The 25,504-nt window shown below is 52.5% G+C and carries 21 protein-coding genes; 11 read left to right on the top strand and 10 right to left on the bottom strand.

All coding sequences use genetic code 11. The features are described from left to right. Positions 1-80: 80 nt before the first annotated feature. The 3 genes from CWE12_RS00875 to CWE12_RS00865 all read right to left on the bottom strand — a co-directional run bounded on the left by CWE12_RS00875 (position 81) and on the right by CWE12_RS00865 (position 3,380). Positions 81-536, bottom strand: coding sequence for a hypothetical protein (locus tag CWE12_RS00875; RefSeq protein ID WP_126787693.1), 456 nt, complete (start codon positions 534-536; stop codon positions 81-83). A 104-nt stretch (positions 537-640) separates the two neighbouring features. After that, positions 641-844, bottom strand: a complete 204-nt coding sequence (locus CWE12_RS00870) for a hypothetical protein (RefSeq protein ID WP_126787692.1) — start codon at positions 842-844, stop codon at positions 641-643. 313 nt (positions 845-1,157) lie between these two features. Continuing rightward, positions 1,158-3,380 carry an NADP-dependent isocitrate dehydrogenase gene (locus CWE12_RS00865; RefSeq protein WP_126787691.1) on the bottom strand — a complete coding sequence of 741 codons (2,223 nt, stop codon included), beginning with the start codon at positions 3,378-3,380 and terminating at the stop codon, positions 1,158-1,160. Between the two features lie 312 nt (positions 3,381-3,692). Between CWE12_RS00865 and CWE12_RS00860 the strand changes: the two genes are divergently transcribed. Continuing rightward, on the top strand, positions 3,693-4,574 hold the full coding sequence (locus CWE12_RS00860) for a diacylglycerol/lipid kinase family protein (RefSeq protein WP_126787690.1): 882 nt from the start codon (positions 3,693-3,695) through the stop codon (positions 4,572-4,574). Between the two features lie 9 nt (positions 4,575-4,583). Here the strand turns inward: CWE12_RS00860 and CWE12_RS00855 are convergent, their stop codons facing one another. Together CWE12_RS00855 and CWE12_RS00850 are read right to left on the bottom strand one after the other, a co-directional pair. Further along, positions 4,584-5,678: an alpha/beta fold hydrolase gene (locus CWE12_RS00855; protein WP_126787689.1), complete on the bottom strand. Its 1,095-nt coding sequence runs from the start codon at positions 5,676-5,678 to the stop codon at positions 4,584-4,586. Beyond that, complete coding sequence (locus CWE12_RS00850) at positions 5,662-7,839, bottom strand: prolyl oligopeptidase family serine peptidase (RefSeq protein ID WP_126787688.1); 2,178 nt, start codon at positions 7,837-7,839, stop codon at positions 5,662-5,664. The genes CWE12_RS00855 and CWE12_RS00850 overlap by 17 nt, the downstream gene beginning before the upstream one ends. A gap of 101 nt (positions 7,840-7,940) precedes the next feature. Between CWE12_RS00850 and trxC the strand changes: the two genes are divergently transcribed. From trxC to CWE12_RS00820, 6 genes are all read left to right on the top strand, one after another. Next, entirely contained in the window at positions 7,941-8,393 is a 453-nt protein-coding gene (trxC, locus tag CWE12_RS00845; protein WP_126787687.1) for a thioredoxin TrxC, read from the top strand. Between the two features lie 73 nt (positions 8,394-8,466). Continuing rightward, positions 8,467-9,099 carry a TetR/AcrR family transcriptional regulator gene (locus CWE12_RS00840; RefSeq protein ID WP_126787686.1) on the top strand — a complete coding sequence of 211 codons (633 nt, stop codon included), beginning with the start codon at positions 8,467-8,469 and terminating at the stop codon, positions 9,097-9,099. Then, the gene (locus tag CWE12_RS00835; protein ID WP_126787685.1) at positions 9,096-10,820 is read left to right on the top strand and encodes an isovaleryl-CoA dehydrogenase; all 1,725 of its coding nucleotides are present in this window, start codon (positions 9,096-9,098) and stop codon (positions 10,818-10,820) included. The genes CWE12_RS00840 and CWE12_RS00835 overlap by 4 nt, the downstream gene beginning before the upstream one ends. Positions 10,821-10,858: 38 nt before the next feature. Continuing rightward, a complete protein-coding gene (locus CWE12_RS00830; protein ID WP_126787684.1) occupies positions 10,859-12,343 on the top strand; it encodes a class I adenylate-forming enzyme family protein in 1,485 nt (494 codons plus the stop codon). 108 nt (positions 12,344-12,451) lie between these two features. Further along, complete coding sequence (locus CWE12_RS00825) at positions 12,452-14,341, top strand: GNAT family N-acetyltransferase (protein WP_198675658.1); 1,890 nt, start codon at positions 12,452-12,454, stop codon at positions 14,339-14,341. A gap of 2 nt (positions 14,342-14,343) precedes the next feature. Further along, positions 14,344-15,261 (top strand): histone deacetylase family protein, encoded by a 918-nt coding sequence (locus CWE12_RS00820; RefSeq protein WP_126787683.1) that lies wholly within the window; start codon positions 14,344-14,346, stop codon positions 15,259-15,261. Here the strand turns inward: CWE12_RS00820 and CWE12_RS00815 are convergent. Together CWE12_RS00815 and CWE12_RS00810 are read right to left on the bottom strand one after the other, a co-directional pair. Next, on the bottom strand, positions 15,253-16,383 hold the full coding sequence (locus tag CWE12_RS00815) for an endonuclease/exonuclease/phosphatase family protein (RefSeq protein WP_126788472.1): 1,131 nt from the start codon (positions 16,381-16,383) through the stop codon (positions 15,253-15,255). The two genes, CWE12_RS00820 and CWE12_RS00815, sit on opposite strands and share 9 nt — an antisense overlap. 79 nt (positions 16,384-16,462) lie before the next feature. Continuing rightward, entirely contained in the window at positions 16,463-17,743 is a 1,281-nt protein-coding gene (locus tag CWE12_RS00810) for a flavohemoglobin expression-modulating QEGLA motif protein (RefSeq protein WP_126787682.1), read from the bottom strand. 299 nt (positions 17,744-18,042) lie between these two features. Between CWE12_RS00810 and CWE12_RS00805 the strand changes: the two genes are divergently transcribed. Together CWE12_RS00805 and CWE12_RS00800 are read left to right on the top strand one after the other, a co-directional pair. After that, the gene (locus tag CWE12_RS00805; protein WP_126787681.1) at positions 18,043-19,551 is read left to right on the top strand and encodes a methyl-accepting chemotaxis protein; all 1,509 of its coding nucleotides are present in this window, start codon (positions 18,043-18,045) and stop codon (positions 19,549-19,551) included. Positions 19,552-19,555: 4 nt separating this feature from the next. After that, positions 19,556-20,065: a DUF6436 domain-containing protein gene (locus CWE12_RS00800; protein WP_126787680.1), complete on the top strand. Its 510-nt coding sequence runs from the start codon at positions 19,556-19,558 to the stop codon at positions 20,063-20,065. 17 nt (positions 20,066-20,082) lie between these two features. Here CWE12_RS00800 and CWE12_RS00795 read toward each other — a convergent pair whose 3' ends face one another. Continuing rightward, complete coding sequence (locus tag CWE12_RS00795; protein ID WP_126787679.1) at positions 20,083-21,234, bottom strand: murein transglycosylase domain-containing protein; 1,152 nt, start codon at positions 21,232-21,234, stop codon at positions 20,083-20,085. Continuing rightward, positions 21,231-22,730 carry a glucose-6-phosphate isomerase gene (gene pgi, locus CWE12_RS00790; protein ID WP_126787678.1) on the bottom strand — a complete coding sequence of 500 codons (1,500 nt, stop codon included), beginning with the start codon at positions 22,728-22,730 and terminating at the stop codon, positions 21,231-21,233. The genes CWE12_RS00795 and pgi overlap by 4 nt, the downstream gene beginning before the upstream one ends. A gap of 177 nt (positions 22,731-22,907) precedes the next feature. On the opposite strand from pgi, the gene CWE12_RS00785 reads away from it, so the two are divergent. Further along, positions 22,908-23,477 (top strand): YbhB/YbcL family Raf kinase inhibitor-like protein, encoded by a 570-nt coding sequence (locus CWE12_RS00785; protein WP_241984100.1) that lies wholly within the window; start codon positions 22,908-22,910, stop codon positions 23,475-23,477. 18 nt (positions 23,478-23,495) lie between these two features. Here CWE12_RS00785 and CWE12_RS00780 read toward each other — a convergent pair whose 3' ends face one another. Then, positions 23,496-24,710, bottom strand: a complete 1,215-nt coding sequence (locus tag CWE12_RS00780) for a GAF domain-containing sensor histidine kinase (protein ID WP_126787677.1) — start codon at positions 24,708-24,710, stop codon at positions 23,496-23,498. A 159-nt stretch (positions 24,711-24,869) separates the two neighbouring features. Between CWE12_RS00780 and CWE12_RS00775 the strand changes: the two genes are divergently transcribed. Next, positions 24,870-25,448 carry a porin family protein gene (locus CWE12_RS00775; RefSeq protein ID WP_126787676.1) on the top strand — a complete coding sequence of 193 codons (579 nt, stop codon included), beginning with the start codon at positions 24,870-24,872 and terminating at the stop codon, positions 25,446-25,448. The last annotated feature ends 56 nt before the right edge of the window (positions 25,449-25,504 follow it).

The following is a 25,504-nucleotide window of genomic DNA, read 5'->3' as shown; positions in this document are numbered from 1 at the left end:
AAAAAATACCCGCCATACAGGCGGGTATTTTTAACTGGATTCAGAAAGTCCGAGCAACACTCAGTCTTTCTGCAACCCGTTTATTCACTCTCTGAATTTGCAGTTTTCACGCCTGGAGTCTTCGCATTAATGCGTTCGACATTCAGCGCGATCGTCAGAATTAAGATCAGGCTCTCTTTCATCAGTGACATCAGAATCACAGCGAAATAGGCATAGACTAAGGTTGCTACGGCACCACCTAACGCATACGAACCATACCCGTTAAACAGCCCCCCCAGAAACGCTAACACAGCAATAATGATCGCGACCGGCCACGATAGGAAAATAATCCCGTCCCATGCGGTTCTGAACCAGTCAAACACCGGGAACTCAGACGTTTCGGCCACGCTTTTGTCTTCGTCGCTCATATTGCGCAATGCAGCTAAACGAAATACCGCCCCTTTCCAGATTTTCCATGGAATGGTAAAAAAGCGCACTACACAAAGGATCAACGCCTGAACAACGGCTGGACCAAATTTTCCTTCGAATTGAGACATGTTGCTAGTTCCTTGTTTTTATTATTGAAAGTTAATGAAACCATAATTTCGTTGAAGATAAAAGTCATTTCGACTGGCGGCCGATGTTATTCCCGCAAGTTGCCTTAAGCCTCCGCCCGTGCAACAGACCGCCGTTCGCGCCACAACCATACGCTCACAAATATCGCACCAATGACCACCCCAGTTATGACTGCCGGAACATCGGTAAAAGATCCCATTAGGAACCCCAGCCCGTAGGCTATCGCCACATAGACCGCTACCCGTAAGAGCCAAAACATGACGTTTACTGTTACCGAATTTGTTTGCATGATACGTCCTCTTCTGTCTTCTCTAACGTTCTGAGTTAATCATTCTGCTCAGCTCATGGGTATATCTAAATCGACAGTAAAGCTTGAAGTCCAAAGTTCAATGCTGTGGTTTTGGTAACTGAAGACATAGCGATTGCCATGCCAAAAACTTGCCTGATCCGAAGGGAATTGAGAAGTTTGCCTGTTATCCATAACGCGTGCCGTTGATATGTTGAAAAATTATTATAAATAAGTTTTCGCGCAATAAAAAGCCCGGCATATGCCGGGCTTCGAATCGAATCTTTAGATAGCATGCAGCGCATGCTCTGTCAGATTACAGTGATGCAAGTGCGTCGTTCAGTAGCTTACAAGGACGCATCGCCGTTGCAACTTTGTCTGCATCTGGCTGGTAATACCCGCCGATATCGACTTTGCCGCCCTGAATCGTGTTCAGTTCGTCAATGATTGCCTGCTCATTGCCTGACAACTGCTCTGAAAGCTTGCTGAAACGCTCTTTCAGTTCCGCGTCATCCGTTTGCTTGGCCAGTGCTTCTGCCCAGTACATCGCCAGGTAGAAATGGCTGCCGCGGTTATCAATTTCACCCGCTTTACGTGATGGCGACTTATTGTTCTCCAGGAACTTGGCAGTGGCTGAGTCCAGCGTATCGGCCAGAACTTTGGCGCGCGCGTTGTCTGTGGCACGGCTTAGGTGCTCAAGGGACGCAGCCAGGGCCAGGAACTCACCCAGTGAATCCCAACGCAGGTGGTTCTCTTCAACAAACTGCTGTACGTGCTTAGGTGCAGAACCACCAGCGCCGGTTTCAAACAAGCCACCACCGTTCATCAATGGCACGATTGAAAGCATTTTCGCTGATGTATTCAGTTCCAGAATTGGGAACAAATCAGTCAGGTAGTCACGTAATACGTTACCTGTTACTGAAATGGTGTCTTTGCCGTCTTTCATCCGTTGCAGTGAATGCTTAGTCGCATCGACCGGGTTCATAATCTGGATATCCAGACCGTCTGTATCGTGATCTTTCAGATACTCGTTTACTTTAACAATCAGTTCACGGTCATGGGCACGGTTTTCGTCGAGCCAGAAGATTGCCGGCATCCCACTTAAACGTGAACGGTTGACCGCCAGCTTGACCCAGTCACGGATAGGCGCGTCTTTAACCTGACACATGCGCCAGATATCGCCCTGCTCGACGTTATGTTTGAACACCACGTCGCCGCCCTGGTTCTGTACTTCAACCACACCGTCAGCCGGGATTTCAAAGGTTTTGTCATGCGAACCATATTCTTCAGCTTTTTGTGCCATCAGGCCAACGTTTGGCACTGTGCCCATCGTCGCCGGGTCAAAGGCACCGTGTTCTTTACAGAAGTCGATAGTGGCCTGGTAAACGCCTGCGTAGCAGCGATCCGGGATCATCGCTTTGGTGTCGGCCTGAGTATTATCTGGCGTCCACATTTTGCCTGAGTCACGGATCATCGCTGGCATTGACGCATCAACAATGATGTCACTCGGTACGTGCAGGTTGGTAATACCTTTGTCAGAATTTACCATTGCCAGAGCCGGGTTGCTGCCATACACGGCTTTCATATCGGCTTCGATGGCCTGTGCCTTATCGGCTGGCAGTTTATCCAGTTTGGCGTAGAGATCGCCGATACCATTGGTGGCATCAAAGCTGATTTGCTTCATTTCGTCGGCGTACTTGGTCAGTACATCTTTGTAATACACTTTCACCGCGTGACCAAACATGATCGGGTCAGAGACTTTCATCATGGTCGCTTTGAGGTGCAATGACAGCAGTACGTCTTCCTCTTTCGCTGCTTGAGTCGATTGCTCGAAGAACTGCTGCAGCTTGTTCTTGTTCATCACTGCGGCATCCACCACTTCACCGGCCAGTACTTTAACTGACTCTTTCAGTACGGTTTGCTTGCCGTCGTGGTTAAGGACAATTTTCAGCTGGTCTGCACCGCCGAAGGTTTTCGACTGCTCGCTGGAGTAGAAGTCACCGTCGCTCATATGGGCAACGTGGGTTTTTGAGTCTTTCGCCCATGCACCCATTTTATGCGGGTGTTTTTTCACGAAGTTTTTCACCGCCGCTGGTGCGCGACGATCCGAGTTACCTTCACGCAGCACTGGGTTTACCGCAGAGCCTTTCACTTTGTCATAACGTGCTTTAACGTCACGTTCTTCGTCGTTTTGCGGTTCAAACGGGTAATCCGGCAGTGCATAGCCCTGTGCCTGCAGCTCTTTGATGGTTGCTGTCAGCTGTGGAATGGATGCGCTGATGTTCGGCAATTTGATGATGTTGGCTTCCGGGGTCTTGGCCAGTTCGCCAAGTTCAGCCAGTGCATCTGCAATGCGTTGATCTTCTTTCAGGTACTCAGGGAAGAGCGCGATGACACGACCAGCCAGAGAGATGTCACGGGTTTCAACCGAAACGCCCGCTGCTTTGGTGAATGCCTGGATAATCGGCAGCAATGAATAGGTCGCCAGGCGTGGCGCTTCGTCAGTTTCGGTGTAGATGATCTTTGATTTATCAGACATAGTCATTCCTATTTATCAAACCACGTTAACGCGAATAATGGTGCCAGCACCTGAATCTTCACCAGCAACTGTCGCGTCTCTCATGAAAGTTGAGCATTAAAACGGCGCAAATTATAGCATCAAGCCCGCCCCAAGCCTAGCGTCCAGCTCAGGTGCAACAGCCCGTCACGTAAAGCATTTTTGCCGTATACTACGAAAGTAGGTGGGGCTGACTGGCATTAATTCAAGGCCCGCAGCGGATATTGTAAAGCCTATGGCGCCATGCAATTATGACCATTACTCTTAACGCTCACCTAACCATAGCTGAAATCAATGAGTACACAGACACACCGCAACATCGTTGTTTTGCATAACCCGGCGCTGCATGTGCGACGGCACATGCTATTCAAACGCCTGCAGCCAAAGCTACCGGCCGATACCTACATGTTTGCCAGCACAGGTAACTTTGCAGCCGATTTGAAAGCATTGAAGGCGGCCTGTCATGATGCCGATTTGCTGATTGCGGTCGGCGGTGACGGTACCCTTAATCTGGCCGTCAACGCGGTGGCGCATACCAACACCATACTGGGTGTGGTACCCGCCGGTTCGGGTAATGATTTCGCCCGGGTCTGGGTCGCTGGTATGTCAGCTGAAGAAATTATCAATGCGGCGTTAAGCGGTGAAACCATCAACATTGATTTGGGTAAGGTCAACGACCGATACTTTCTCAATAATGCAGGTGTTGGCTTTGACGGCGAGTTGGTCAAGCGTCTTAAACACCGCACCTGGCCACGCAAGTTAACCTATATCAGTCGTGCGCTGCAGCTGCTTCCCGCTTATCAGGCCCGCCCTATTGTGCTCGAAGACGCCAGTCAGAAGGTCAACGGCGGGCTACAGCCAAATTCCTTTATGCTTAGTATTGGCAACGGCCGTTACTTCGGCGCAGGGATCCCGATTACCCCACACGCACGGTTAAATGATGGCTTACTTGCCTACACCCATCTTAAAGAAAAGCGTCGCCCGGCGACGGTGCGATGTCTTTTCCGAATGCTGCTACAAAAACATCTTCAGGCCAAACAGGTGCAATCGGGGCAGCTCACAGAAATCACCGTTAAGAGCAGTGGTTTAGCGGTCCAGGTCGACGGTGAATACTTTGGCAGCAGCCCGGTTCGAATTGAAGTCTGCCCGGCCGCCCTTCGCATCAATAAGCTGTAAACAGACGGGTTACTCTGCAACCAATGGCTGTGGAGTAATATTGTCTGCGGTGGAGGCTGTAATGGCCGCTAAAATCGCTGGCAGGTTCTCTTTCCAGCGTGAGTGTGAATTGACCAGCGCTGAGCAATCGATGTTGGCTACCGGTAACGGCGCGGGACCAAGACCAGCCGGTCTCGACATGCCAACGTTAATACTTTGATAGGCCCAGCGCAGCACGGAATCCTCAGTCGAGAAACAATTATACAGCTGACCGCTACAGGCCGACTCAGCTTTTAACCACAGGTCACGGTTACGCCGCCCCTGGGCAGCCCCCAACAGCACAACATCACGCACCCGTTGTGACGCTTCAGTGGCTAAGGTTTGCAGTGCATAGAATGCCACCCGCGCCCCGAGTGAATGTCCGACGATGGTAAATTGCTGATGCGGAGGACTTTGCATGATCGCATCTGCCAGTAAGCGACCACTTTTTTTCGCGTTAAGCAACGCGTGGTGCCAGGCATTGTCCGCCAGTTGCGTGATGACTCCAAGCGGCGCACTGCGCCACTGCCGGGTTAGCAGGCTTTTCACACCAGGACCGGCAAACGAATGATTGAGCTCAGCTAAGCGTTTTGACTCCCAATTGAGATGCCAGCACGGGGCCTGGGTAATATCAGGAAACAAGTTGGCTTGCCTGGTCGTGTTCAGCTGTTGCTCTCGCAACGTCTCCAATGCGCTACGCCAGTCAGCCAGTTCAGCATCGTCCTGACTGAGAAAGCCATTAATGAAGATGTATTGATGGGTTGCGTCGGTATCGACAGCGTCGGTCAAGGAGACGAATTCGAACGACTTGAGCTCACCGAGGTAATTATTGGCAAGGCGATAACCGTTGTAGCTACCAAGCGCTGCGGATAGCCCCTTTGAAGCAAGCAGAGCCGCACTCACTTTGCCCGCCACGCCTGCTGCGCCAGCCGCAAAAACCGCTGGAGCTGATAACGCCGCTCCCACGCCGCCAAGCAACGCGCCGCCAGCTGCATAAGCAAACCGGCGGCGTCGTTTAAATGGAGACTGGTACGCCGTCGTCAGTGTCTCAGCGTACTCACCCAGATGGTTAATCGAGTTTTTCATACCCCATATTATACAGGGTGAAGCTCAGTACGTCAGCTGCCTGGTCGATAATCATCGAGGTTGGCATGCCTGCACCATGTCCGGCATTGACGTCAATGCGAATCAACTGCGGATTCTCACCACCGTCTTTTGACTGCAGTTCTGCGGCAAATTTAAATGAATGAGCCGGTACTACACGGTCGTCATGATCCGCAGTTGTGATCATGGTGGCCGGGTAATTCACCCCCTCTTCCACATTGTGCAGTGGCGAGTAGCCATGCAGATACTGGAACATTTCTTCGCTTTGCTCAGCGGTGCCGTAGTCATATGCCCAGCCAGCACCCGCAGTGAAAGTATGGTAACGCAGCATATCCAGCACACCCACCGCCGGCAGTGCTACTTTGGCCAGATCCGGACGTTGTGTCATCACCGCACCAACCAGCAAACCACCGTTCGAACCACCGCGTAAGGCAAGCTTGTCCGCAGAGGTATAGTCTTCCTCAACCAGGTACTCAGCCGCCGCAATAAAGTCATCAAAGACATTTTGCTTGCTGGTGCGAATACCAGCCTGATGCCAGGCCTGACCGTATTCACCACCACCACGGATGTTCGGCACCGCGTAGATACCCCCTAGGTCCATCCACACCGCGTTAGTCACACTGAACGAAGGCGTCAGGCTAACGTTAAAGCCGCCATACCCGTATAACATGGTCGGGTTGCTGCCATCTCGCTGCAGATCTTTGCGGTAGCTGATGATCATTGGGATGCGGGTGCCGTCTTTGGAGGTATAGAATACCTGCTCGCTGACATAGTTCTCAGGGTCAAAAGTGGTTTCCGCAGCAAAATACAACTCGGCGTCGCCGCTTTCCGGGTCCAGCGAGAAGGTACTGGGCGGCGTAATGTAATTGGTAAACGAGAAGTAGATTTTATCAGCGTCGTCTTTACCGCTGAAGCCACCTGCTGAACCAACACCTGGCAGGTCGATTTCACGGATCTCTTCGCCGTCCATCGAAAATTGCTTAACCTTGGAGACAGCATCAACCATGTAGCTGGCAAAAATATAACCGGCACCGCGGCTGACACTGAGTACTTCGTCTTCTTCTGCAATCAGATCCTGCCAGTTAGCCGAATCCGGCTCGCTCGCATTAACCCGCACTAAACGGTTGTTCGGTGCATCCAGATTGGTTTGCAACAACAGGTAATCACCATCGTTGGTGAGCAGCCCGGTGTTGCTGTCTTCATGACCCACCACGGTCACAAGCTCTGGCTCATCGGCTTGCAAGTCCATGACGAACAGCTTATTGCCTGAGGTTGTGTTGGCAGCGGTAATCGCCAGAAAACGTCCGTCGTCTGTCACACGACCACCGACATAGCGATGTTTCTGCTCGTCGCTGCCACCAAAGATAACCGGGTCATCCGCTTGCGAGGTATTCAGTTCATGGTAGTAAAGCTTGTGCTGATCCGTCAGCTGGGACAAACGGCTGCCATCCGGGCTGTCGTACTTCGAATAGTAAATTCCGTCATTCTCGCGCCAGCTGATCCCACTGAACTTCACATCGACCAAAGGCTCGCCGATAGGCTCTTTAGTCTCGGCATCAATAATATAAATAGTGCGCCAGTCGCTGCCACCAGCAGAGGTAGCGTAGGCCGCCAGCGAGCCGTCCGGTGAAAAGCTCAGCCCGGCCAGAGAGGTAGTGCCGTCTTCGCTGAATTCATTCGGATCAAGGAATACTTCCGGTTCACCATCGCCTTGCTGACGATAGACAACAAAATGGTTCTGCAGGCCGTCGTTGCGATAAAAATAGGTGTAATCGCCTTCTTCAAACGGCGCGCCTAAACGCTCATAGTTCCAGGCATCGGCCAGACGCTCGCGAACCTGGTCACGGAAGTCAATCTGCCCCAGGTAATCAAACGTCAGTTCATTCTGAGCTTCGACCCAGGCTGCAGTTTCGTCGCTGCGATCGTCTTCGAGCCAACGAAAAGGGTCAGCAACGTCCTGACCAAAATAGGTATCAACGGTGTCATCACGACGGGTTTGCGGGTAGTCCAAAGCTTGATCCTGTTGTTGTGTTGCACTGGTTTCAGCGCCACTTTCAGTCGCATTTTCGCTCGCATTGTCACTGGCCGGCGAACAGGCGCTGAGCACCGCGGCTGCAATTAGGGTGAGTAAAGGTTTTTTCATTGGTATCCCTGCTTATAAATACATTGTTATCATTGGGTTCAGCTATCTTACAAATACTATAGCGAGCAATCTGTAATGACAACCACGGTGACGAGTGCGTTATGACTGAATCAGTAATTATTTCCTGTACCCAATGCAACAAGCCCAACCGGATCCCCTTTCAGCGTCTGAAAGAGCACCCGCTCTGCGGGTCCTGCAAAGCTCGACTTATTCACGGCATCCCTTTTGAATTGACGGTCGACAACTTCCGCGCTCATGCCAATGCAGATATGCCGCTGGTAGTCGACTTCTGGGCCTCCTGGTGTGGCCCCTGCCGCCAGTTCTCAAAAGTGTTTGAAATGGTGGCTGCGCCTTTCGCAGAACGAGCCCGCTTTGCCAGCCTGAGCACGGAGAGCCAGCCAAGTCTGGCTCAGACCTATGCGATACGCAGTCTGCCGACCACGGTGGTGTTCTACAAGGGGCAGGAACTTGCACGTACTTCGGGCGCTCTGCCCCCGCAGCAGTTGCATGCCTGGCTGAACGAAACACTTGCAGCGACAGCGTTTAAAGAATAAACACATTTCGCTTGAATGAAAAAGTGAACCGTGATTCACTCTTTGTATAATGTCGCATCGCATCGAGTGAAGTATGGCCTATCGGGAAACCGCCAAAGTCCGTGACCGAAAAGCACTGACTGAACAGCGTATTCTACAGGCGAGCCATGAGCTGGTCGCAGAAGCAGGCTTTGCCGCCTTGCAAATGAACCAGGTTGCGCAGCGTGCCGGGATTGCCACCGGCAGCCTCTATCGCTACTTTGCCAATAAAGAAACACTGGCAGCAGAAGTCTTTCGTCAGGCGACTGAAACCGAAGTCGACCATGTCCGGCGGTGTTTGCAACAAGCAGACTCATGTGCTTTAAGCCGCCTTGAGTACGCCTTACAAACCTTCGCCGAACGCGCACTAAAAGCACCTAAACTAGCCTGGGCGCTGATTGCCGAACCCGTCGACCCCGCAGTTGATCAGCAGCGGCTGCATTATCGTCTGCAATACGCCAACTTGTTTGCCAGCGCAGTGCAACAGGCCATTGACGACCAACTTATCCCCGAACAGGACCCCATGCTAAGCAGCACCGCCATGGTCGGCGCCATCGCCGAGGCCCTGATTGGCCCGCTTGCCCAGCAGGCTCAGGATCCTACACACGCCATTACTCACACCATTACACAGTTTTGTGTGCGAGGTTTGGCGCCCTTTCGTTATTCCGTTACAGGAGCGTCATTATGAGTACAACCTACCCGATGGCCGAGCGTCTGCAGGCCACAACTCATCAGGTTGAAAACCAGCCTGACTACTTACAGGATTACAATAGTTTTAGCAGTGACAGCGCCCTGCAGGAAGCAGTCAAGCGAGAAGGCGCCGGCGACGCGCTCACAGAATTAAGCGAATTCGGTCAGCTCGCCGGGGCGGCCAGTAGCATTGAACTTGGTTTTCAGGCCAATGCACATGCCCATAAACCAACCCTGATCACCCATGACCGCTATGGCCACCGCGTTGACCTGATTGATTTTCACCCGGCCTACCACCAGCTTATGCGCACGGCCATCGAACACGGCCTGCATGCCAGCCCCTGGCGCGATCCCAAAGCAGGTGCTCATGTGGCCCGCGCTGCGAAGTACTATTTGCATACTCAGGTCGAAGCCGCTCACGGCTGCCCCATTACCATGACCTTTGCCGCCATTCCGGCGCTACGTCATCAACCTGATCTCTACAAACAATGGGCCGATAAAATCATGGCGCCCCATTATGACCCGCGGAATGTGCCGCACGATCAAAAGCAAGGCCTGACCATTGGCATGGCGATGACCGAAAAACAAGGCGGCTCGGATGTACGGCGCAACAGCACCCGCGCCTACCCGATTGGTAAAGCTGGTGCCGGTCAGGCCTACGAACTTGTCGGTCATAAATGGTTCGTTTCCGCGCCAATGTGCGACGCCTTTTTAGTGCTAGCGCAAACCGACAAAGGCCTGAGCTGCTTTCTGTTACCCCGCTGGCGTCCCGACGGCAGCAAAAACCCGCTGCAAATTCAGCAGTTAAAAAACAAGATGGGCAACGTTGCCAATGCCTCCAGTGAAACCGAGCTGCGTGGTGCCTTTGCCTGGATGGTAGGTGAAGAAGGACGCGGTGTGCGCACCATCATTGAAATGGTCGCCACAACTCGCTACGACTGCATGATCGGTTCCTCGTCCGGGATGCGTCAGGCAACGGTGCAGGCAATTCATCATGCCAGTCAGCGCGAGGCGTTCGGCGCCCGGCTGAGTGAGCAACCTTTGATGCAAAACGTGCTCGCCGATCTGGCGCTGGAAAGCGAAGCCGCAATGACGCTGACCATGCGTATGGCGCGGGCAATGGATAATCAGGAGAACGAACATGAGCAGCTGCTCACCCGGATTGCGACCCCGGTCGGCAAGTACTGGATATGTAAACGGACACCGAATCATGCCTACGAAGCGATGGAAGTGATCGGCGGTAGCGGCGTGATGGAAACCCATATTATGGCCCGGCTGTTCCGTGAATCACCAGTCAATGCTATCTGGGAAGGGTCTGGCAACGTGCAGTGCCTGGATATTTTGCGTGCCATTGAAAAACAACCCGAGGTACTCGATGCATTTATCAGTGAAGTCGAAAAAGGCAAAGGCGCTGACCGTCGCTTTGACCGTTTCGTCTCTCAGTTGCATAGTGCTTTTGCGGATCCGGCGGACACTCAGTTCCGCGCCCGTAACCTGGCCGACCGCATGGCGCTGGCATTACAAGGCGCCTTGTTATTGCAACATGCACCAGCGTATGTGGCGGATGCCTTCTGTGCAGGTCGACTCGACGGCCATAGCGGATTGAACTACGGTAATTTACCCACGGGACTCGATTGTGCCGCTATTATTAAACGGGCAGGCACTGAGCGCTTTCCTGGCAGCCACTTTCCTGGCAGCCAATTTTCTAGCAACCAGTAAAGTTGCAAGGACGCAAGCTGAACTAAAGGAGAACAAGAATGAATATACCCAGTTATGTAGCTCGCAATGCGCGTAAATACCCCCAGCAGGAAGCGGTGGTCGAACCCAATGGCCGTCACACCTGGGCAGAACTGAACCAGCGCGTAAACCAGCTGGCGAACTATCTGCATGACGAGCACGGGGTTGACTTTGGCCACCGCGTCGCGCTGCTGTTACCGAATAATTTCGCATTTATTGTCAGCTACTTTGCGGTGCAGCGGCTCGGCGCCGTGGTGGTACCGATCAATGTTCGCTTAGCGACGCCGGAACTTGAGTACATTATCGAAGACAGTGGTTCAGATTTAGTCATTACCTGCGAACTGACCGACGCGGCGATCAAGCCTCTGGCTGACGACGGCACCAATGTTATCTGGATGGACAACATTGATGACTTACTAAGCGGCCTCGACAGCGACGAATTTGAACTCAATGTGGATCAGGATGACGCCTGTGCCCTGCTCTACACATCAGGAACCACCGGAAAACCCAAAGGGGTACTATTTAACCACAACGCATTGAGTGCTGTGGGCACCATGTTCGCCGTTGAAATGGAATATAAGCCAACCAGCCGCATTCTGAGTCTGATGCCATTTACCCATTCCGCACCGCTCAATTTATGCCTGGTCGGTGGCACTATGGTAGGAGCCACCCACGTAGTCGCCCCCACGTTCACGCCGGATTTGCTGCTTGATCTGGTGGAAAAAGAACGCACCACTCACTTCTTTGGTGCCCCGGTAGCTTACCTGTTGACGGCACAACATTCGGACATCGGCAACCGTGACTTATCCTCCATGACCCACTGGATATATGGCGGCGGCCCGCTGGCAAGCGAACATGCCAACCTGGCCCGCAAAGCGTTTCGCAGTGATAAGTTCTATTGCGTTTACGGCTTAACGGAAGCTGGCCCGACCGGCTGTGTCCTGCTGCCTGAGGAACACGGCGCAAAAGCAGGGTCCATTGGCAAGCGAGCGGCGTACAACACCGAAGTTCGTCTGGTGGATGAAAACAACGAGCCAGTGAAAGCGGGTGAACCTGGCGAGCTGCAACTGACCGGTGAAGGGATCATGCTCGGCTACTGGCAAAATCCGGACGCGACTGACGACACCCTGACCAGTGATGGCTGGCTAAAAACCGGCGATATCGCCATTCAGGACGAGGATGGCTACTACTGGGTCAAAGATCGGCAGAAAGACATTATTATCAGTGGCGGCGTTAACATCTACCCTCGCGAAATAGAAGACGCGTTAGCGGAGCACCCTGCCGTGCTTGAGTCTGCGGTAATTGGCGTTGAGCATCCGGAATGGGGCGAGACGGTGCGTGCCTGTGTGGTCCTTAACCGGGAACTGAGTGACCCGGAAGCGACCTTAAAAGAACACCTTAAACCCTTACTGGCTGATTACAAAATACCACGCCAGTTCATGGTTATGGATGAGTTGCCTCACAACGCCAACGGTAAGGTGCTAAAGCACGAGCTGCGCGACTAACGTCGTATGCTAAAGTCGAATAGCAACGGTCTGCTTGCTCAGGCACACTGTAGCGAACCATAGGATGCCCCTCTACGGGGCTTATCCGGAACTTATCCGGGAGAGAGAATGGCAAAAACCCCCGTGGTGACCAGTCAGCTCGACTGGTCAAAAATTATTAAATCGGGTCAGCGCATATTTATTGGCAGCCATGCAGCGGTGCCCACAGCATTGATTGATGATCTGATTGCGCACGCGAGCAAGCTGCACGACATCGAAATCGTGCAGTTGTATACCCTTTCAGACAATCACTGGGCCTCACCTGAACATAAAAATCTGTTTAAAGTGAATACCTTTTTTATCGGTGGTGACACGGTTCGCCAGGCGGTGAACGAAGGCCGGGCGGACTATACGCCGGCCTTTACCTCCGACATCCCTAACCTTTTTAACAGTGACATTTTGCCGCTGGATGTGGCCTTAATTATGCTTGCGCCGGGGGATAAATATGGCTATCACTCGATGGGTGTATCAGTCGATATCGTCTCGGCAGCCGCCAAAGCAGCCACGACCGTCGTAGCCCAGGTGAACCCCAATATGCCGGTGACTTACGGCCAGTCTTTTTTGCACCGTAATCAGATAGATTATCTGTGGGAACATCCCAGTGATTTGCCGACCATGCAGACCGCTGAGCCGGAAGGCAGCAAGATTATTGAACGTATTGGCCAGTACATCGCCCTACTGGTCGAAGATGGCGCCACCTTGCAAATCGGCTCAGGTAAGATAAGTTCGGCCACCTTACGCTACCTGCGTAACCATAAAGACCTTGGCGTGCACAGCGAAATGATCACCGACGACATCATGAACCTGATGCTGGAAGGGGTGATCAACAATCGTCGCAAAACCTTTCACCCGAATAAAATAGTGACCAGTTTCTGTGTCGGCAGCCAGGCCTTATATGACTTTGTCGCGCATAATCCGCACATTGGTTTCTACCCCAGTGAATATGTTAATTCGCCGGCCAACATCGCGCGCAACGACAACATGATCAGCATCAACAGCGCCATTGAAGTCGACTTATCCGGTCAGGTCGTCTCCGACTCAATTGGTCATCAGTTTTACAGTGGTATTGGTGGTCAGGTCGATTTCAGCCGCGGCGCCAGCATGAGCATTGGCGGCAAACCCATTATCGCACTGCCTTCGACGGCGAAAGATGGCAGTATTTCACGGATAGTACCGAACCTGCGGGAAGGCGCCGGGGTGGTGACTTCGCGCGGCCATGTTCACTACGTGATCACCGAATTTGGGGTGGCCTCGCTGCGCGGCAAGAGCATTCGTGAACGAGCGCTGGAACTGATCCGGGTGGCCCACCCCAGGTTCCGCGAAAGCCTGCTCAAAGAAGTTCGCAAACACGTCTGGGTTCCTGACTATCAGCAACAAAGCCCGGTTGATGTACCCGAGCTTGGCGACGTTGGCTTTAAAGAACTGACCATCCACGGTGAACGTTTCGACTTGCGCCCGTTGTATCCGTCCGATGAACGTCGTCTGCAGGAGTTCTTTTACTCGCATACCAAAGAAACCCTGCAGCTCCGCTACAATGCCGTGCCAACTCATATGAGCCGGGAAAAATCCTGCACCCTGGTCAGTGTTGATCAGTCCAAAGACCTCGCCTTGTGCATTGTGCGGCAGAAAGGCTCGGCGGCTCAAATTCAGGCGGTCGGTCGCTATTACCTGATCGAATCTCAGAATAGCTGCGAAGTCGCCTTCGTCACCCGCGAAAATTATCAGGGCCACGGCATGGCCACTCTGCTATTACAGGAAATGATCCGGATTGCTAAAATCCGTGGTCTCAAAAGCATGCAGGCGGTGGTACGCAGCGGCAATACCCCGATGCTAAATGTCTTTGAACGTTCAGGCTTTAAACGGGTTCCGGCGGACGAACCTGGCGAAATCTCTCTTATTCTGTCGTTGCAGGAACCCACAGATCACGGCTCCGACGACCCTCATAGCGGTGAACCTTAACCATGTCGATTACCATTTTCTCCCACCCTGACTGTGAGCTGCATAACCCCGACCCTGAGCACCCGGAGTGCCCTGAGCGTATTGCTGCGATCCAGGACCAATTAATCCGCTCAGGACTGGATTATGTATTGCGCCAGAAAGAGGCCACTGCCGCGCCGCTTGAAGCCGTCTACCGCGCTCATAGCAAGGCTTATGTCGATGAACTGCAACGTATGCTGCCAGCCGATGGCCATGTCTGGCTGGACCCGGATACGCCAATAACCGGTGACAGTTTTCGCGCCGCATTAGCAGCAGCAGGCGCTGCCATTAATGCGGTTGACGAGGTCATGCAAGGAAAGGAACAACAGGCATTCTGTGCAATTCGACCTCCCGGCCACCATGCTACCTATGATCAGGGGATGGGATTCTGCCTGCTCAACAACGTGGCCATCGCCGCCTGTCATGCGTTGCATGAGTACCCGATTGAACGCGTGGCTATCATTGATTTTGACGTTCACCACGGCAATGGCACCGAAAACATTTTTGAAAACGATGAACGCGTGTTGTTGTGCTCATCCTTTCAAAGTCAGCTTTACCCGTTTACCGGCGACGACACCGACAACGCACACATCGTCAATATTCCCCTGCCCGCTGGAACCAAAAGCCTGGCCTGGCGCGAGGCGGTGTACCATGGTTGGTTGCCCGCTCTGGAAGCATTTAAGCCCCAGTTAATTCTTATATCAGCAGGCTTTGATGGCCATGCCGAAGAAGAGATGGCGCATTTTTTTCTGGTTGAGGATGACTATTTCTGGATCACTGAAAAGCTTAAGGGGATTGCCGAGCAGCATGCAGAAGGCCGTGTCGTCTCGGTGCTTGAGGGCGGTTATAATTTAAGTGCGCTTGGACGCAGTGTCGTCGCGCACTTAAAAGGACTACTTTAAGCGGACATCGAGCCAGACCAGACGGTGATCAGAGCTTGCCCCGCGGGAACTGACCAGGCCATGACCTGGCTCCCCTGCTGCGGGCCAGAAGACCCCACTATCAACCACTGTCACGCCGTAGACCGAGGGAATCACATAATCCGCGCGCATGCCCCATGCCGCGGTATGGCTTGCTGCATAAGCACTCTCAGAGTGCGCAGCGGCCCCGGAGCTGACTGGTTCGGCAGCCCCCTGCACCAGTTCATCGTTAAGTAACCCGGCAATCGCGCTACGAATACCATCGCCTTCATCGGCAGAGGCATTCAAATCCCCGACAATAAAAAAGCGCTGTTGAGCCGCTAAACCGCCTGACTGATTGCGATCATCATAGATGTACTCAGCATTGTGGATGTAATCACGCCAGAATCGGATTTCGTCATGGTTACGAATGCCATTGCGGTTCTCTGGCCCGTCAAAAACGGGTGGCGTGGGATGACTTGCAAGCAGGTGCAGGGTCTCGCCATCGACCTCAATCGGCAGGTCCCAGTGCGATTTTGAGCTAAGCGGAAAGTCCTGCCAGGCTTCTTCACTGTACCAGTCATCGCCGTCCGCTGTGCGGGTTGGCAAATAGTCCGGCATGTCTTTCCATTTAAACTGTTGAAAGGTGCGTACCTGATCTTTATTGATCGGGTATTTGGATAACACCAGCATGCCATACTGACCCGGGTAACTGCCAAAACCCCAGGCATCGGCGCCTGTCCCGCTGGCAACACCATCGCGATCCAGATCGTACGGGCTGGGCTGACCGGTATTTACCGGGGCGTAATAATAATATGGGTAGTCGATGGGCTGCTGACCACCCTGAGCCACCTGCAGGTAATTGGTTGAAAAGGCTTCAACACCCTTGCCAGGATCCGCAATGTAATCAAACTCGGTCAAAAAAAGAATATCCGGCCGGGTGCGCTGAATAATTTCAGCCACGTTTTGAATCTGTGCTTCATCGCCACTTGCCAGACGTTCAATAAGTACCTGCTGATCGCCCTGTTCACCCCGGGGCAGATAATTATCGGCTTCCATGCTGACATTAAAGGTCGCAACACGAATCGTTGCACTTGCCTGTCCTGCCCAAACCCCTGCTACCATAAGCGACACCAAACCTAAAATTGAGACCTTCACTGTAAATCCTCTGCTGACCCAAAAAACGCCGTTAGCATAGCAAAACTCAGGTAATTAAACCGCGATAATCATGTTCCAGCTGGTCGAAGGAAAAGCCTCCGAGAAAACGATTCAGACTTAACCAGGTTGCTAACCCGCGTAAGTCTTTAAAATGGGGTGGTACATAAGCGGGATCCGCGACTACGCCGATATCATGCAGCTCGCAGAGCGTGGCAAAGTCGTCAATCGCAATCTTGCCGCACAGCAGCAATGGCAAACGGTCAATTTTGCCGCGCTGAATCGCCACCTGTATCAGGTTGTAGACCAACACAAAACCTTTGATATAGGCCAGATCTTTAGTAAAGGGTAAACCGTCCGGTGTACTACCGCGGAAAACGCGCTGGGTTAAGGTAAAAGCTTCATCGGCTGTCATCCCATGACCTATATTCTGCCGGTACACTTCAATGAAATCCGCGCCCTGAGTCGCCATGGCTACGGCGTCAATGCGCCGCACCAGTTTATCCAGTCGCCGTGGCGTAGAGCGCAGCGTAATAATTTCGGTGAGCACGGCCAGGCCTTCCTGGGTAACCGTCGCGCTCGGTATGCCTTTACTCAGACAGGTAAGATACGGCTGCGACAGGCCGTTCTGGGTGGTACCCACATGGATCCAGCCTTCATGCACCTCGAGAATATCCAGTTCACGCTGGGAGAATTTCACCCCCTGGTTCAGTTTGATCCGGTCGCTGCCTGCCGATGCGTCGCTGACAATACCATCGGATAGCATGACCTGCACCTGCAATTCGTGCATGCTGGTATCAAGTTGTCGCTGCAATCGATTGACAGCTTCCGGCGCCTCAATGTCTTTCGCTTCTTCAGGCAAGGCATCGGTACTTAACAAGCCGCTTAACGGCTGGCGTAACATCCGTGCCAGTTCGGTGAGGCTAGGTTCACCGGCGTGAAAGACATCGTCCGGATGGCCGTACAGCTCTACAGACAATTCATGAAAGTCACTGCTGCCCCGGCTTTCCAGCATCCGCAACACGTCTTTATATTCACGACAGGCACGACTCATTAGCTGGGTAATCGGACTCAGCTGGCCCAACTGGCGCACAATATCACGCTGCAGCTGAGAGAACGCGTGGCGTAACTCTTTCGGATCAAACCCTAGCGCGCGACTGGCGTAGGTGTCCTGGTTAATTGCCGGTAACCGCTCCGCTTTATATTTAAAGAACTCTTCACGTACGCTTCGATCCCAGTTAATTGCGTCCAGCACACGGATCGGTGCTTGCAACTGAACCAGCCGTTCAGACAAGGTTCGCGCACTTTCCAGCAAATGTTGTTCAACCATGACTACCCCTTAAGTGCCATTCCCTAGTGGTTTACGCATACTCTTTTAACTTAAGCCTGCCCTTACGTACACCACTATTTCATTGCTGCTTTGCGACCAAACAGTCAATTAACAATTAACCATGTCAAATGCAATAACCATAGCAATAACGCTTGCAATGCCCACTTTTTAACCAATAATGCGCGACCGGAAAAATGAAATATTAATAATTTTTGATTTAAACCAAATCAGGTTTCAGCCCGTAATTGTAACCTGACTGATACCACCATTTCGCATAGCGATACATTGAAGGAACTGCTTTGAGTAAAAACTTATCAACTGCTGCACATTATAACTTTCGCCCGCTTGCTTTTCGGATCGGTAATAGTATAAACCTGCTTTTGTTGTTCTTAGCACTGGCGCTGGCTAGCTGGCACCAAACCTGGGGCGCATTGCTATTGATAGGCGTTCCGGCGCTGGCAGTTCCGTTTCTACTCACCCGTATGCTCGGTGATCACGCTATTGCACGAATTTCCTACGGTATCAGCTTTATGCTGTTTGCTGCACTGCATATTCATCAGGGCATGGGCATGACTGAGATCCATTTCGGTATCTTTGTTCTGCTTGCCATTCTGATAGCCTTCCGTGACTGGCTGGTTGTAGCCGCAGCCGCCGCGGTCATTGCGGTTCATCACCTGCTGTTTATGTATTTGCAAAGCAATGGGGCGGGCGTGTTCCTGGTACCACAAAGCGACGCTACCTTGACCATCGTGATGATTCACGCCGCCTATGTTGTGGTGGAAGCGATAGTCTTAATCATTATTTGCCGCACCAGCCTGAAAGAAGCCCAGGTAAGCCAGGCATTCTTCAATGTGACCCGTGACATGCTAACCGACGATGGGCATATCGTCCTTAATAAACGCTGTCCGTCGCTAAACTCCGCACTGACTCGACAGTTTAATCAGGTACTCGATGGAATTCAGCGCACAATGCAAACCATTGAGCGTTCTGCCGCTACGGTGAAACAGGAGGCGCAAAGCATGCTTCGCGAAGGCGAAATGCTATCGGAAGGTATGCAGCAAAAACTTGAGGAGGTAGAGCGGATTGCCGCTGCCACGGAACAAATGTCGGTCAGTATTGAGCAGACCTCCGATCTGGCACAGCAAGCGACCGATGCCGCTGAGCAAGCCTCTGACAGCGTCAGTGAAGGCACCACACAAATGGCCAACAGCCGTCAGACTATGAGTCAGCTGGCCGATGAGTTGCAGCAGGCGCGCAGCAATGTGGATGAGATGTCAGCCTCAGTGGGTGATATCCGCAGTGTGCTTGAAGTGATTGATAAAGTTGCTGAACAGACCAACTTACTGGCGTTAAATGCGGCGATTGAAGCGGCTCGCGCTGGCGAACATGGACGTGGTTTTGCGGTCGTCGCCGATGAAGTACGTAAGCTGGCGTCACAGACTCAAGGTTCAACGGAGCAGATCCAGGCCAATATTGAACGCCTGGTGAATGCCAGCGAGCGGTCCGTGCATTCGGTTGCACGCTGCCTGGAGCAGGCTGACAGTAGTGTCAGCTCGATCAGCCACAGCGAGCATCTGTTACAAACCATTGATAGCAATGCAAATCAGGTACGCGAAGCCCTGCTGACGATTGCCGGGGCACTGCAACAGCAGGCCAATTCAAGCAACGAAATTGCCGGCAGCGCACAGGAACTTAGCACAATGGAGCGCCAGCAGGCTGCACAGGCTGTGCAAATCGCGCAAAGCGCTGGTTCAGTTGATCAGGTCAGTGCCGATCTCGATCAGGAAGCTTCACGCTTTCAGCTGTAACCGAATGACAAACCTAAAACAACGTCTTGGCTGGGCCATCCTGATTGGATGGCTTGGTCTGAGTACTTTCTTCATGTATCGGTTTGTCTTTGCTGACTATGGCGAGTTCGACCCCGGGCAACAGTGGTTAGGCAACCAGTCTGAGCCGTCGCTGACTCAACTTGCTATTCAACCTGCAACTGGTTTCACCCTGATCAAGGTAAGCTCTGCATCATGCAGCTGCAATTCGTATCTGGCAAGCCACCTGGCCGACCTCCACAGCGGCCTTGAACAACCCCTTGAGGTAGTGGAACGCTCGATTGCAGAGGTCGAAGCGAGTGGACTAAGCGTTCCTGCGACGCCAATGGCGCTACTTTATGACGGCGACTCGCTGGTGTATGCGGGCCCTTTTGCAACTGGCCCCTTTTGCGCCAGCGAGAATAGCCTGATCCGGGATATTCTGAAGCGTCAAACACGACTCGCCGGCAGTTACCTGAATGGACTGGTTAAAGCTTGCCGTTGCCTCAATGACTAACGACCACAACAAGCCTGTTAGCCCTGATACCCTGCCGTTGCCTGCTGTACTTTGCGTAAATAATTACGGGTTTCCGCGAACGGATGCGTGCTGACCAACTGCTGATACACCTGCTGCGGCGTCATACTATTAATCCGGGCCACCGCCTGCTCCCGATTACTGGAGAATGCCCGGAAGACATTGCCTGCGCCACCATTGTAGGCGCTGATTTTAGCGTAGGTGCGCGATTGCGGGTGCAGAATACGATTGAGGTAGAGATCATCCAGCAAATGCAGATAGGCGGTGCCAATTTCAATATTAAAATCAGCCACGAAGAGCTGCTGACGGGTCGGCTCACCCGGTAGTTTCTTAATCCGTTCAAACACATCCCGTCCAGCCGTTGACGGCACAATCTGCATCAACCCGAGTGCGTTCGCATGACTCACAGCATAGGGATTAAACGCACTTTCAACTTCGATCACGGCATACACCAAATCAGGTGCAATATTGTACTGACGGGCATAACGCAGTACCGAATCAGCGTAATCCAGGCTGCGCAGGTGCAAATGCTCTTCAACCAGATCGGTTTGCACGTAACGAATGGTTCTACCTTCGCTGCGCCGGGTCTGCAGGTGATTCGCAATCAGATAATCGGCGTAGCGCCCGGCCCGCCACTGGTACCGGATCGGTTCGTCGTCCTGATCCAGCACTTGCGGGTATAAAAATGGGACCTCACCAAGCTGTGGCTCGCTGTCGGAAAAAATATCGTCCAGGGTCAGGTTGTCCGGCGTTAGCAGTGCCAGTACAGTGGCCTGGCGCAGTTGCTCCAGTGGATTCTCTTCAGCCACAGTTTCGACCCGCAGATAACCGCGTTCAAAATCGACAATCGCCCGCGCCTGATAGTCGTTGCTGTATTTAACCAGCCGTTTATCAGAAGGAACCTCGTCTTCACGTTGACCCCAAATGCTCTCCAGCAGCTTGCCCAGCGCCTGCAAAATCTCGGGTAGGTTAGCCAGGTCACCGTCGCTGCTTATAGATTCAAGCTTTTCACGCAGCAGAATTTCAGCCTGCTGCTGCAGCCCGCTTTGCTGCGCAATGGTTCGCCATTGCTGGTGTGACAAACTGCAGCTATTCAGGATCAGTACGCAGCCAATAGCGACGGCACTGACTAAGACAGGAGAACGCTTCACCCTTTTAAGACAGCTTCTGTTGAAGGGTCAAAGCGGGTGTCTGTTTCACCCTGCATACGCTTGAGTACATCCACCGCAATTTTTTTACCGCGTTCAACGCCTGGCTGATCAAAGGAATTCAGTTCCCAGGCTACCCCCTGCACAAAGACTTTATGTTCATAGGCTGCAATCAAGGCGCCAAAAGTTTCCGGCGTCAGCTCGTCAATAACCAATAGATTCGAAGGGTGACCACCCGGGTAGTAGTCACGCGCGCTGTCCCCCTTGTGGCCAAAGGCCATCAGGCGACGGTGCGCCAGGCAGTTGGCAACTGCAAGCTCCTGTTGCTCGGCCAGGCTCTCCTGCACTGACTCGGTAAACTGCGGCCCTTCGCGGCGACGCACCAGCACAAAGTCAGCGCTAAAACTATCGTATCCCTGATGCAAATGCTGAAAAAACGCATGCTGGCCATTCGGACCAAAACCGCCCCAGATAATAGGCCCGGTCGGATAATCAATGGCCTCGTCATTGTGGTTGCACTGTTTGCCGTTGCTTTCCATATCCAGCTGTTGCAGATAGCTTGGTAAATGGCGAAAACGCCCGTCGTAAGGCAGAATAGCGAGGTTGTTGATACCCCGCTCTTCGCGGTTATATAACCCGGTCAGAGCCATCAGCAAAGGAATGTTCTGCTCCACAGACGCAGTGGCAAAATGTTCATCCATCTTGCGCGCGCCGGCTAACAAGCGCTCAAATACGCGGACACCACAGGTGGTAGCAATAGACAGACCAATCGCCGACCACATCGAAAAACGCCCCCCTACCGACTGACTGAATGTCAGCTGATGTGCCGCAGGAATACCATAGTCAGTCATGGCTTTCGGGTTCGCAGACAAGCCGACGATATGGTCTTTAACCCAGTCCTGCTCTGTTTTTCCCGCTTTATAAAAAGCTGGTTTGATCCATTCACGGACGGTATCAATATTGGCAAAGGTATCAATGGTGCCGAACGACTTGGAGGCAATAATAAACAACGTGGTTTCCGGGTTAACGACTGGCAACACCGCGTACAACTGACCACCATCCATGGATGACACAAAATGGGTAGTAACCTTGTGTTGCTGCACATCCGAGGCGAACTCGCCAAGGGCAAAACTGGTCATTAACGGGCCCAGATCAGAGCCACCCACGCCAACATTGACGATATCGGTGATCGGTTTACCGGTGGCACCGAGCCAGTTTCCGCTGCGCAACCTGCGCACAATGCCGGCAAACTTAGAGGTTTTCGGATCTTTTACCACCGACTCAGTCGAACGACTCAGTGTATGGGTAACCTGCCGCCCTTCCGATTTATTCTCAAAACAGCCTTTGATCAGTTGCTCACGCAACTCAGAAAAATTTTCAGGTAAGCGTTTACTGGCGTAATCAGTCAGTTGCTTTGGGGTCAAAAACTGATAGCTCCAGTCCAGCTTAAGTCCTTCTAAACTGGCGCGTTGCAGCGCATGTGAGGAGTCCGTACTCATAGTTTGGCGTGCTTCCTGTGATCGTTCGTAGAAAAGGTCTGTATTAACGCTTAAGTTAGCATATTTTAGATCTGGTCTACACTATACAAAGACTGACAATCTATATGCATTTCATGCTTTTAGTTGAGCCGATTTTTTGAAACAGTAACTATGACACTGCAATCTAAGGAGTAAACGATGCGAAGAACTTGTATTGCCGCGTGTTTATTGACCGCTTCAGCTGGCTTAATGGCACAGGATAATGAGGCCGGTTTTCATTTATATAGCCCGGACGTAGAAACCGATGGCGAGATTGATGCGTCATTTGAATACAACGGCTTTGGTTGCGCCGGCGACAATCAGTCACCCACCCTACGCTGGGAAAACGCACCCGCCGGAACGCGCAGCTTTGCGGTCAGTGTTCACGACCCTGACGCCCCCACAGGTTCAGGCTGGTGGCACTGGCGCGTGGTGAATCTGCCAGCGGATACCACGGAACTGGCGGGTAATGCCGGTGCTGTCGATGGTGATAATCTGCCAGATGGAGCGGTGCAACTGCGCAATGACTACGGCGATAAAGGTTGGGGCGGTATGTGCCCACCAGCAGGTGATTCCCCGCACCGCTATACATTCACCGTGCATGCGCTGAACACTGAGCAACTGGAATTACCCGAAGACGCGTCCCCGGCACTGGCTGGTTTTATGATCCATCAGCATGAAATTTCGCGAGCCGGATTTATCGCAACCTACGCCCGCGAAGAGGACTAACTCACTGCATAAGCGGAGTTAACTGCCAGTCGAAGGTGCAACCAGTACCTTCGCTGGCAAACACAGACTAAAGGTACTGCCGTTGCCTGGTTCGCTGTGCACGCGCAGCCAGCCGCCCATTTGCTCGACCAGATTCTGACTCACGGCCAGACCAACGCCACTACCTTCAATTGCTGACTGTTCAAAACCACCACGGTTGAATGCAGTAAAAATTTCAGCCTGCTTCTCAGGCGCAATACCTACACCGTTGTCTTTAACCTGAATACAGAGCTCAGTGCCCTGCTCCACTTCAATCCAGACAGATCCCTGTGGCCGATTGTATTTAAGTGCATTCGAAATCAGGTTGACCAGCACTTGCCTTAACCGCAGCGGGTCGACACATGCCGTCAGCGAGGGTAAATCATCCGCTATGACAGACACTTTATATTTGTCCGCCATCGGCTTAAGCAGGGCAATAACCTGACGGATGCAGGTCGCCAGTTCCACCTGCTCGCGTTGCATGCTGACTTCTCCGGCCTCGACCTTTGCCAGATCCAGGACATCATTTATCAACGCCAGAAGGTGCTCACCACTGCGATAAATTTGCTCCACCTGTTGCGATTGTTTCACACTCAGGGGTTCAGCAGCAGAGGCCTGCAGCAATTGTGAAAAGCCCATAATTGCATTCAACGGCGTGCGTAATTCATGGCTCATGGACGACAGGAATTCACTTTTTGCCGCATTCGCCTGTTGCGCCTCGTTGCGCGCCTGGTGCAGACGTAACAATGCTTCCGCTTGCTTTGCCAGCGCCTGCAAACGCTTATAGTCACGCTCATTAAGGCGGCGTGGTTGAGTGTCAATCAGACAAAAAGTGCCTAACAGATGCTCGCCGTCCAGAGTTAAGGGAATACCCGCATAGAAGCGAATGTTGGGTTTACCAGTCACCAATGGATTGTCGTAAAAACGTTCGTCTTTGAGTGCATCTTCCACCAGCAAGGGCTGACCATCGACAATTGCATGAGCGCAGAACGATACGTCCCGACTGGTTTCACTGACATCCAGGCCCGTATTGGCTTTAAACCACTGGCGCTGTTCGTCTACCAGTGTCACCAGACTCACCGCGACCCCAAACAGATCGCAGGCAAGCTCTGTCAGCTCCTGATACGGGCTTTCCAGGCTGGTATCAAGAATACACAGATCCCGCAGGATTTTAACTCGCGCGGGTTCATTGTCCGGCACTAATGGTTTTTGCATGCAGCCACCTGATTACGTCACTCGATACATTCACTATAAGAAAAATCCCGCCCTTCTGAGCCATCTTCAAAACTAGTATTAAAAATAGCGCAAAGCTATAGCCGGGCAGCTGCAGTTGAACTATAAAAATTTAGAATAAGCACAACTAAGGAACTCGTGATGCTAAAACTAACACTCGGGCTGACGCCCATGATCATCGCTTCAGCATTCTTCTCTTCTGCCGTTAATGCGCAGGCACAGGAACCGGGCTGGATGCTAAGTGCCCATATCGCCAATAGTTCGATAGACACGACTGAACGTTGGCAGGATGGCGGCTACGTGATAATCGACGACGATGGGACGAACTGGGGCCTGGGGTTGAATTACCGGCTGTGGCCGGGACTATCGCTACGCACCACGTATGAACGTGGGTCAGGTTATAATAGTGCAGGCCAGCCCAGTTGCCCGGATATCTGTACTCCGCAAACACGCCTGCATAGTGGGTCGCTAAACCATTACAGCATCACCGCGATCCCTGAATTTGCTTTCACCACCAATCTGATTGGCTTTGCCAGCTTTGGTGTCGCTCGAACCGAAATCGAAACCCATGCTGACTTACCTGATTATTCCGAAACGGACTTAACTTATGGTTTAGGAGTTGGTTATCAGGTGACGCCCTCGATTTTTGTCAGTACTGAATACCAGACCACGGGATCTGAGTACGCAAGTCTGAGAGTATCGGTCGGCTATCGCTTTTAAGTACAACCACTCTGGTTAGCAGCAAACGAGCACTGGGCCGTGGTGAACGACCCAGT

The organism is Aliidiomarina sedimenti (assembly GCF_003986955.1).
Lineage (GTDB): Bacteria > Pseudomonadota > Gammaproteobacteria > Enterobacterales > Alteromonadaceae > Aliidiomarina > Aliidiomarina sedimenti.
The sequence above is the reverse complement of the archived record's forward strand: the minus strand, read 5'-3'. Positions and strand labels throughout refer to the sequence as shown.